Below are 10,658 nucleotides of genomic sequence, written 5' to 3'. Positions count from 1 at the left end.
ATTTTACCAAAAAACGGCCATCTAAAATCTTCAAAATAGAAAAAATCAATAGGCAAACGCACAACAAAAATGGGCTGATTTTCAAAAAATAAACGCCTTTTCAGGCTGAAACATTAACTTAACAGTCTTGGAAACACGCTTTAGAGGTGTTATCTACATGTAATAACCGCATTAAAGCATGCAACTTGCAGGCTTATCTCAATGCTTCAGCGGCAAAAAAGTGGTATATTTATGAATGAAAAACGATGTTATAACCATAACACCCTCAATAACAACAGATTACAAACATTGCTCATAACTCGCGTATTTGCGACCAACTTCAAAGTTGTTCGCAAATACGCGAGTTATGAGAGGCACTTTGTAAAGATAATTCAGCATTGATGAGTCTCCAAAACTGCACACCGATAATTTTATTTCCGCTATCTGATAAGAGCCTTTTCGTTGTAAAAATATGAGTCTTCAACGTAAGATTTGTGTACACGAAAAAGTACCGTAACAACTCTTATCCTTCCCATTTGTTTTTCCATTTTTTATCCACTACTCGCCTGAAGATAGCCGTATTTTGATTATCTTTGTGTTTCCATTTAACAAAACAAACATGCACTTAAAAGCTATTATTCTCGATTTTGACGGTACTTTGGCGGACACCAAGACACTGATTACCAACACCATGTTAGAAGTTATTGAGCAACTTCACTTAGAACCGCGCACCCGAGAGCAATGCGCCAAAATGATTGGCCTGCCCTTAAAACAGACTTTTACCGACTTAATCCCTATGACAGACGAAATGGGTGAGCAATGTGTTGCAACGTATGACAAGGTGTTTCATGAAAACAATGTTCCCGGTGCTGTGCCACTTTTCCCAAATGTACTTGAGACTTTGCAAGAATTGCACCGCTTAGGATACGTACTTACTATTGCCAGTAGTCGCTCCAAGCATTCTCTTCTTAACTTTGTAGATACCTTTGGACTGAAAGATATCATTCCCTTTGTAGTGAGTGCCAACGATGTTTCGAATGCGAAGCCTCATCCAGAGTCTGTCTTAATGACCCTAACACATCTAAACATTCAACCTCAAGAGGCAATGGTGGTTGGAGATACGGTGTATGACATCCAAATGGGACAAAACGCCAATGTATTTACTTGCGGTGTTACCTACGGCAATGGCACACGTGAACAAATGACATCACTTCACACCGACTTTATTATTGACGATTTCAAGGAACTACTGAAGATTGTAAAAAGGTAGCAAAAACAAAAAATAAAACCACCGAACAGCATACATTCTCACAAAAACATCTCTTAAAAAGCAAGTGAGTATGTATGCTGCTTCAACAGGAAAAATAATCAATAAAAACCCTATGTCAGTCAGCTAACGACTGTAGTTACAGCTTATTTCCATAACAAAGGTCACCAGCATCGCCAAAACCGGGCACAATATACTTGTGTTCGTTAAGACCTGGGTCGATTGCTCCACACCAGATAGTAGTTTCCTCCGTGGGAAAAGTTTTCTTGATGTGGTCGATACCCTCTGGTGTCGCAATGACGCAAGCGACATGGATTCGCTTAGGCGTTCCCTTTGTGAGGAAAGCTTGATAACCCAACTCCATGGAAGCCCCCGTAGCCAACATAGGATCGGCAATGATAAGGGTTTTACCTTCAATACTCGGTGTAGCCAAATATTCCACATGCACACCCACCTCATGCTGCTCTTTGTCAATATATTGACGATAAGCAGACACGAAAGCATTGCCCGCATGATCGAAGATATTTAGAAAACCGTTATGGAACGGAAGGCCTGCACGAAAGATCGTAGCCAATACAACCTCGTTGGCAGGAATATTCACCTGTGCAACACCCAAAGGCGTAGTGACATCCTTCTTCTCGTAATCAAGGGTCTTGGATATCTCATAGGCTTCTAATTCACCTATTCGCTGGATATTATTACGAAACAATAAACGGTTTTTCTGGTAGTCAACATCTCTTATTTCCATTAAATACTGGTTCATAATCGAGTTCGACTCACTAAAGTTGATAATCTTCATTGTTTTCAATGTGTTATGTTTTCATCCTGCAAAAGTAGCCATTTCCATTTGTTTTTGCAAAGTGAAAATTGCAAATATCAAAGCAATGCTTTCTTTTTTCAATTCTTTAACCTAAAACAGAAACGATATATATATTTTTTATAACCTAAAATTTGTCGACGGATATATTTTCTGTAACTTTGTAGTCGAATTAGAAATTCATTGATCAAGAATAATTATTCACACTTAAATACATTTTTATATAATGGCAAAGTTTGATAAATCAGTACTCGAAAAGTACGGAATTACAGGTACAACAGAGGTAGTTTACAATCCTTCTTACGAATTGTTGTTCGAAGAAGAGACCAAAGAAGGCCTTGAAGGCTTTGAGAAAGGTCAGGAGACAGAACTGGGTGCAGTTTGTGTACAAACAGGTATTTACACGGGTCGTTCACCCAAGGACAAGTTCATTGTTGACGACGCTAATTCTCACGACACCGTTTGGTGGACTACTGACGAATATAAGAACGACAACCACAAGATGACAGAGTCTACTTGGAAGGTCGTTAATGAGTTGGCTAAGAAAGAACTTTCTAACAAGCGTTTGTTTGTAGTAGACGGTTTCTGCGGTGCTAACAAAGACACACGTATGAAGATTCGCTTCATCGTTGAGGTAGCATGGCAGGCTCACTTCGTAACCAACATGTTCATCCGTCCTGTTAATCAAGAAGAACTCGACCAAGAGCCAGACTTCATTGTTTACAATGCTTCTAAGGCAAAGGTAGAGAACTACAAAGAACTGGGCTTGAATTCTGAAACTTGCGTTGCTTTCAACGTTACAACCAAAGAGCAAGTTATCTTGAACACATGGTATGGAGGTGAAATGAAGAAGGGTATGTTCTCAATGATGAACTACTTCTTGCCACTGAAAGGTATGGCTTCAATGCACTGCTCTGCAAACACTGACAAGAACGGTGAGAACACCGCTATCTTCTTCGGATTGTCAGGAACTGGTAAGACAACCTTGTCTACCGACCCAAAACGTTTGTTGATTGGTGATGATGAACACGGATGGGATGACAATGGTGTATTCAACTTTGAAGGTGGTTGCTATGCTAAGGTGATCAACCTTGACAAAGAGTCAGAGCCTGATATCTATGGAGCTATTAAGCGCGACGCTCTCTTGGAGAACGTAATTGTTGACGAAAACGGTAAAATTGACTTTACAGATAAGAGCCGCACAGAGAACACTCGTGTATCTTATCCTATCTACCACATCAAGAATATCGTAAAGCCTATCTCTGCTGGTCCTGCTGCTAAGCAAGTGATTTTCTTGTCTGCAGACGCATTCGGCGTATTGCCTCCAGTATCTATCTTGAACGAGGAGCAAACCAAGTACTACTTCCTCTCTGGTTTCACCGCTAAATTGGCAGGTACAGAGCGTGGTATTACTGAACCTACTCCTACATTCTCAGCTTGTTTCGGTCAGGCATTCCTTGAATTGCACCCCACAAAATATGCTGAGGAGTTGGTAAAGAAGATGAAGAAGAATGGCGCTAAGGCTTACTTAGTAAACACAGGTTGGAACGGTACAGGCAAACGTATCTCTATCCGTGACACTCGTGGTATCATTGATGCTATCTTGAATCACTCTATTGACGAGGCTCCTACCAAGACTATCCCTTACTTCAACTTCGTAGTTCCTACCAAGTTGGAAGGTGTTGCTACCGAAATCCTCGATCCACGCGACACTTACAGTGACGCATCACAGTGGGATGAGAAAGCAAAAGACTTGGCTCAACGCTTCATCAAGAACTTCGACAAATACACTACAAACGAAGCTGGTAAGGCTCTTGTAGCTGCTGGTCCTCAGTTGTAATACATTTTTCGCATCATAGCGATTAAAGCTGGGGCTTATCCATCCATCGATGTGATAAGCCCCTTTTTTCGTTACTGTCATTTGCAAACCGCACAAAATACACACCATGGCCAAAACATCCCTCATAATTCATCCAAGAATGATGGTCGCCATCATCGTTACACCAGCCGTTTCGAGCGTTGTCTGCGCACAAACAAGCCAAACAGGTCCATCACCCAACGTCATCGTCATCGTAGCAGACAATTTGGGATACGGTGACTTGCAGTGCTATGACGCACAGCGAGTGAGTACACCTCATGTGGACAGCTTGGCAAAAAGCGGTATCAGATTCACCAATGCACACGCCGTGGCAGCCACCAGTACGCCATCTCGCTACTCACTTCTCACGGGTCAGTATGCTTGGAGACGCACAGACACCGATGTGGCAGCGGGCAATGCGGGCATGATTATCCGTCCAGGACAGTTCACTCTGGCAGACATGTTCAAGAGCAAAGGCTATGTTACAAGTGCTATTGGCAAGTGGCATCTGGGACTTGGCGACCAAACAGCGGAGCAAGATTGGAACGCACCATTGGCTCAATCATTGGGAGACTTGGGCTTTGACTACCATTATATCATGGCAGCCACCAGTGATCGTGTTCCCTGCGTATTCATCGAAAACGGGAAAGTGGCTAACTACGATTCTTCAGCACCTATTGAGGTGAGCTACAAAAAGCCTTTCCCAGGCGAACCAACGGGTCAGACAAACCCCGAACTGATGTACAATCTCAAGCCCAGTCATGGTCACAACATGGCTATAGTAAACGGAATTGGGCGCATTGGATATATGAAAGGGGGTGGAAAAGCTTTGTGGAAAGACGAAAACATAGCCGACTCCATCACAGCACATGCGGTACATTTCATACGCGAAAACTGCAACAAACCGTTCTTCATGTACTTTGCAACCAACGATGTACATGTGCCGAGATTTCCACACCAACGCTTTAGGGGCAAAAGCCCTATGGGACTGCGAGGCGATGCCATTGTGCAATTCGACTGGTCTGTAGGAAAAATCACGCAAGTTCTCGATGAGTTGGGACTGCGAGAAAACACCCTTATCATCCTAACCAGCGACAACGGTCCTGTGATAGATGACGGTTACCAAGACCAAGCTGAGGAGAAATTGGGTGGACACCGCCCATCTGGTCCTTTTCGTGGCTACAAATACAGCGCCTTCGAGGGAGGAACTGCCGTGCCGTTCATCGTGAGTTGGCCTGCCAAGGTAAAAGCCAAACAAGAATCGCAGGCTTTGGTAAGCCAAATAGATCTGATGGCAACCCTCGCCAACCTGCTACAAGCGCGCCTTCCTAAAGGCAGTGCACCCGACAGTCAGAGTGGACTATCCGCGCTGTTAGGCACGGACAAGACAGGAAGACCGTATGTCATTGAGCAGTCAAGCGCACATGTACTGTCGGTGCGAACAGCAAAATGGAAATACATAGAGCCGAGCAATGGAAAGCCGATGATTACTTGGGGACCCAAAATAGAGACAGGCAACTGCCCAACCGCACAGCTCTTCGACATGAGCAAAGAGCTATTTGAGCGAGAGAACGTAGCTACCAGCCATCCTGACGTAACTGACAAGCTGGCTCGCATCTTACAGACAGAGCGAGAAAAAGGTTTCATACCGAAGCATTAACCGTTGAGAGTGGACGCATCAAACTATCGATTAAAAAAAGAAGGGCACACACTGTCACGACTTTCAGTTTTTTTGTAATTTTGCAACTGCTAACTTGTTTGTACCATTAGCGGTATCTTTTCAAGATGGAGTTCTAAAGATTTACACCACAAATAGTATAAAAATGAATAATTTCAGATTTCACGTTGTTGCAGAAGCATCGAAAAAAGCGCCCTTAAAAATAGTAACACCGAAAGAGCCACCTTCTGCATATTTTGGCAAATATGTCTTTAATCGCGCAAAAATGCAAAAATATCTGCCCGAAAATGTATTCCAACAACTATCTGATGTGATTGATAATGGGGCTCACTTCAATAGAGCCATCGCCGATGCAGTGGCAACAGGCATGAAACAGTGGGCACAAGAAAACGGGGCTACACATTATACACACTGGTTTCAACCTCTCACTGAAGGCACTGCCGAGAAACATGATGCCTTTGTAGAGTTTGACGGTAAGGGAGGAATGATAGAAGAGTTTAGTGGCAAACTTTTGGTACAACAAGAAGCAGATTCCTCTTCTTTCCCGAATGGTGGCATTCGCAATACCTTCGAGGCACGAGGCTATTCGGCATGGGATCCTACCTCACCTGTCTTCATCGTTGATGACACCCTGTGTATTCCTACCATTTTTATTTCTTATACAGGCGAAGCGTTAGACTACAAAGCTCCCCTTTTGCGGTCGTTGCATGCTGTCGACGTGGCAGCTACTGCGGTGTGTCAGTATTTTGATACGCAGATAAAAAAGGTACACACCAACTTGGGCTGGGAACAAGAATATTTCTTGGTGGATGAAGATTTATACCACGCTCGTCCCGACTTGATGCTAACAGGGAGAACCCTTATGGGACACGATGCTGCAAAGAACCAACAAATGGACGATCACTATTTAGGAACGATTCCAGAACGTGTGCAAGCCTACATGAAAGACTTGGAGATTCGTGCTCTCGAATTGGGGATACCCTGCAAGACTCGTCATAACGAGGTGGCTCCTAACCAATTTGAGTTGGCACCTATCTTTGAAGAATGTAACTTAGCAAACGACCATAACATGTTGTTGATGTCGCTCATGAAGCGAGTAGCACGCAAACACGGGTTCCGTGTGCTGCTACACGAGAAGCCATTTGCAGGCATCAATGGTAGTGGAAAGCACAACAACTGGAGCTTGAGCACAGATACGGGCGTGCTTCTCCATGCTCCGGGTAAAACCGCCGAGGACAATTTGCGCTTCGTGGTGTTCTTGGTAGAAACACTGATGTGTGTATATCGGCATAACGGATTGCTCAAAGCCTCGATCATGAGTGCCACCAATGCGCATCGACTGGGTGCCAATGAAGCTCCACCTGCTATCATTTCCTCCTTTTTGGGAAAGCAACTCTCTGATTTATTACATCACATTGAGGTAGCCGATAAAGATGATCTCTTTACCTTAAATGGTAAACAGGGGATGATGCTCGATATTCCAGAGATTCCAGAGCTATTCCTTGACAATACTGACCGCAACCGTACCAGTCCTTTTGCATTTACTGGAAATCGCTTTGAGTTTCGTGCTGTCGGTTCAGAAGCCAACTGTGCCTGTGCGTTGATAGTGCTAAATACCGCCATGGCAGAGGCACTTAATGGCTTTAAGCAACGTGTTGATGAACTCATTGCAAAGGGCGAAGACAAGACATCGGCTATCATCGACGTTCTGCGCAAAGATATAAAAACCTGCAAACCTATTCACTTCGATGGCAATGGCTATAGCGATGAATGGGTAGAGGAAGCCAAACGCCGTGGATTAGACTGCGAAAATAGCTGTCCTATCGTGTTTGATAGATACTTAGACGAACAGAGTATCGAGATGTTTGAAAGCACTGGGGTTATGTCACGCAATGAGTTAGTGGCACGCAATGAAGTAAAATGGGAGATGTACACCAAGAAAATTCAAATTGAGGCACGTGTGATGGGCGACCTCACGATGAATCATATCATCCCTGTTGCCACGCATTACCAAAGTCAAATTGCGGAGAATGTGAGCCACATGTTCAACATATTCGATCGAACTGAAGCAGAACAGCTCACTTGCCGTAACAAAAAGATTATTAGAGAGATTGCTGAACGTACGCAACGCATTGAGACAGGTGTGGAAGAACTGATAAATGCACGTAAGATTGCCAACAAAATAACTTCTGAACGCGAGAAAGCGATTGCCTATCACGATACCGTTGCGCCAAAGATGGAAGAGATACGCTATCAAATTGACAAACTCGAACTCATCGTTAGCGACGAATTGTGGACACTGCCTAAATATCGTGAATTGCTATTTATTAGATAGAAAAGCATATACCTTATTATAATAAGAAAGGAAACAGAGGGGTTAGCGGCTCGTATCGCAACCCCTCTGTTGTTGTATTGAAGCAATCGCAACCCCGTAGGTATCACCGCAAATCCTATCAAACCAGAAAATCATCCATGCTTTCTCCCCATAAAAACGTCTTGAAAGTCAGCGGGTGGTTGAGCATGTAGGGTGAGGAGTCGTCCCGAAATGGGATGCTCAAAGGTAATAGAAGTGGCATGCAGGTAAAGTCGATTGGCATGATGACCATAGAGTGGGTCGCCCAATATAGGACAGTTGAGCCCTTCTGCATGCGCACAGTGCATGCGTAACTGATGCGTCCTGCCTGTCTCGGGAAACAAAGCTACCCAAGTTTTACCGTGTCGTACATTTAACACACGATAGGAGGTCACAGCCTTTTTGCCATGCTCCCAATCAACTACCTGCCGCGGACGGTCAAAAGGGTCGGGACGAAGGGGCAGCGTAACAACGCCCTTCCGCTGAGATAACGCTCCTTCCAAGATGGCTATATATTCCTTTTGTACATGATGTGTCCTGAATTGGCGTTGCAGATGACGGTAAACCACACTGTTTTTTGCCAATATCAGCAAACCCGATGTAGCCATATCGAGGCGGTGAACGGAAAACAACTCGACCGATGAGGGCATCTGATTTTGCAAAATGGAGTAGACAGAGGGGCGCAGAGAACGTCCCGGAACAGAAAGAATCCCTGCTGGTTTGTCCACAACAATGAGGGCATCGTCTTCATAAACGACAGGAAGTTGGCTGTGTTGCTCTTCAACAGACTGCTCCGCATCCACCTTCAAACCTTGCAACATAAAAGAAAGAATAGGCAGGCACTTGCCACGACAAGCAGGGTAAAACTGCCCGTGATGACGTACAGAGGTCTTGGGGGATGCGCCCCACCAAAATTCAGCAATGCAGACAGGCTTCAAACGGTGTAGATAAGCATACTGCAAAAGCTTGGGCGCACAACACTCCCCTGCACCCGCAGGCGGTACACCTTGCGCTGTTTGGGCAAAGATGGTAAGGAGGTTACGTTGCTCCCCCTTCGCATTCAACATGACGAAATGTGAGAAAAGCCAGCGTTGTAAGTCGTCCGATAAGGTTCGGCGTTGTGCTTTGGCATCTTCCATTTGTTGCTCGTGCTCGGCTAATAATTGCAGAAGCGGTGTCCTTCCGATGCGCAACCGCTCCTTGAGTCGCTTATATTCCGCTTTCATAAACTGGCTCTCCTTGATGAGGGCAGCCTGTTGGTCGACATTCAGAATTAGCTCTCTACGCTGTTGGTCACGCCTCTTTTTGGCGACTTTCATCTCTTCTTGAAACGATATCAGTTGGGCAGCTGCCGTTTGGTCATATTCCTTTAACTTCGTTTTCAACGTTTGGTATTCCTCATCAACCTCTAAACACTTAACCCTTGCATTGATTTGAGTAATAAAAGCCTCTTGTTTCTTAAAATACCCCTGTGGCTCAAGAAAATCAAACACCGCAGGCACAAATCCAAGCCAGTTGCTACGCCCTCCGATTTGTCCCGAGTAAGCAGCTAAATAGCCCAATGACTGTTGGGCATCTTCCACCACCAAAACGCCAAACATCTTTCCTAAAGCAATCTCTTCCTGCCATGCCGGTTGCGATGCTACATACCGCTGCAACTGCTCTGCCGCCAAAAGAGCAAGCGGATGCGGACGATAATTGAACGGATTGTTCAATTGCTGAGGACGCTCCACATCGGTGCTAAGTGGATGAAAGCAATGAGCTTCAAAACCTTTGTCTACGGAGTTATCACGTTGAATCATGGAAGTGTGCATAAAAGGAGGTTGTTCAAAAGCCATGACTGTGAAGCAAAACGAACTCAAAGTAACGGCTGAAATTTTCTAACCCGCTACAAAATTACGGACTTTATACGAGATACCACCGCATTCGACGGTCATTTCTTTGAGCATGCTTTTGCTCCTACGGAGCGCAGTCCCAATCACACGCTTACCCAGAGCGTTGCTCTGAGCTGAGTGCTTTTGGGCTTTCAGCCCGTTAATCACGCTATCAATACTCACGTAGTACAATACCGAGAGGTCGTAAACCTTTTAATTAAATTGGGCAATGCAACGACAAAGGCAAGCGACATCCTGCTTTCGCTGCCTCAAAGCTACACCTCCAGTCCCTACACTCCTCAAAAGTGTACCTATACAGTTGCCTTCTTCATCAGAACGCTTGTGTTCATCGTCTACCCCACTCGCTTTCATTGATTTCACTTGTCCTACCAACAACTACTCTCTCAATAAAAAAGCTACGCCTTTTCATCTTGCTGTTTTTTGCTAAAGGAAGGAGTTGTTTTTGTCCTGTTATTTTACCAAAAAACGGTCATCTAAAATCTGCGAAATAGAAAAAATGAATAGGCAAACGACATGCAAAAATGGGCTGATTTTAACAAATAAAACGTCGATTGAAACTAAAACATTGAGTTTACGCTCTTGGAAACATGTATTAGAGGTGTTATTCACATACTTCAACGGCATTAAAGCATGCAAATTGAAGGCTTATCTCAATGCTTTAACCGCAAAAAACTGGTAAAAATGGGAATGAAAAGACGTCTCTAAAGCGTAACCATCTCAATAACAACAAATTACAAACATCGCTCATAACTCGCGTATTTGCGACCAACTTTGCCGTTGGATGATTTCACGCGAGTTTTGAGAGGCACTT

At 44.3% G+C, this 10,658-nt stretch carries 6 protein-coding genes; 4 read left to right on the top strand and 2 right to left on the bottom strand.

What is annotated here, in order from left to right; all coding sequences use genetic code 11:
* Positions 1 to 598: 598 nt before the first annotated feature.
* Positions 599 to 1,249: an HAD family hydrolase gene (locus HMPREF9304_RS05690; RefSeq protein ID WP_036927286.1), complete on the top strand. Its 651-nt coding sequence runs from the start codon at positions 599 to 601 to the stop codon at positions 1,247 to 1,249.
* Positions 1,250 to 1,385: 136 nt separating this feature from the next.
* Here HMPREF9304_RS05690 and upp read toward each other — a convergent pair whose 3' ends face one another.
* Positions 1,386 to 2,045, bottom strand: coding sequence for a uracil phosphoribosyltransferase (gene upp / locus HMPREF9304_RS05685; protein ID WP_036927279.1), 660 nt, complete (start codon positions 2,043 to 2,045; stop codon positions 1,386 to 1,388).
* Between the two features lie 244 nt (positions 2,046 to 2,289).
* On the opposite strand from upp, the gene pckA reads away from it, so the two are divergent.
* The 3 genes from pckA to HMPREF9304_RS05670 all read left to right on the top strand — a co-directional run bounded on the left by pckA (position 2,290) and on the right by HMPREF9304_RS05670 (position 7,934).
* Positions 2,290 to 3,903: a phosphoenolpyruvate carboxykinase (ATP) gene (gene pckA / locus HMPREF9304_RS05680; RefSeq protein WP_036927277.1), complete on the top strand. Its 1,614-nt coding sequence runs from the start codon at positions 2,290 to 2,292 to the stop codon at positions 3,901 to 3,903.
* Positions 3,904 to 4,009: 106 nt separating this feature from the next.
* A complete protein-coding gene (locus HMPREF9304_RS05675; protein ID WP_081953655.1) occupies positions 4,010 to 5,581 on the top strand; it encodes a sulfatase family protein in 1,572 nt (523 codons plus the stop codon).
* A gap of 163 nt (positions 5,582 to 5,744) precedes the next feature.
* Complete coding sequence (locus tag HMPREF9304_RS05670) at positions 5,745 to 7,934, top strand: glutamine synthetase III family protein (protein ID WP_036927274.1); 2,190 nt, start codon at positions 5,745 to 5,747, stop codon at positions 7,932 to 7,934.
* 131 nt (positions 7,935 to 8,065) lie between these two features.
* Here HMPREF9304_RS05670 and HMPREF9304_RS05665 read toward each other — a convergent pair whose 3' ends face one another.
* Entirely contained in the window at positions 8,066 to 9,790 is a 1,725-nt protein-coding gene (locus HMPREF9304_RS05665) for an RluA family pseudouridine synthase (protein WP_231564476.1), read from the bottom strand.
* Between the last annotated feature and the right edge of the window lie 868 nt (positions 9,791 to 10,658).

The organism is Hoylesella timonensis S9-PR14 (assembly GCF_000762405.1).
Lineage (GTDB): Bacteria > Bacteroidota > Bacteroidia > Bacteroidales > Bacteroidaceae > Prevotella > Prevotella timonensis_A.
The sequence above is the reverse complement of the archived record's forward strand: the minus strand, read 5'-3'. Positions and strand labels throughout refer to the sequence as shown.

Excerpts from the sequence above, each read along its gene's own strand:
- HMPREF9304_RS05690 (WP_036927286.1), top strand. The coding sequence starts at position 599 with ATGCACTTAAAAGCTATTATTCTCGATTTTGACGGTACTTTGGCGGAC.
- upp (WP_036927279.1), bottom strand. The coding sequence starts at position 2,045 with ATGAAGATTATCAACTTTAGTGAGTCGAACTCGATTATGAACCAGTAT.
- pckA (WP_036927277.1), top strand. The coding sequence starts at position 2,290 with ATGGCAAAGTTTGATAAATCAGTACTCGAAAAGTACGGAATTACAGGT.
- HMPREF9304_RS05675 (WP_081953655.1), top strand. The coding sequence starts at position 4,010 with ATGGCCAAAACATCCCTCATAATTCATCCAAGAATGATGGTCGCCATC.
- HMPREF9304_RS05670 (WP_036927274.1), top strand. The coding sequence starts at position 5,745 with ATGAATAATTTCAGATTTCACGTTGTTGCAGAAGCATCGAAAAAAGCG.
- HMPREF9304_RS05665 (WP_231564476.1), bottom strand. The coding sequence starts at position 9,790 with ATGGCTTTTGAACAACCTCCTTTTATGCACACTTCCATGATTCAACGT.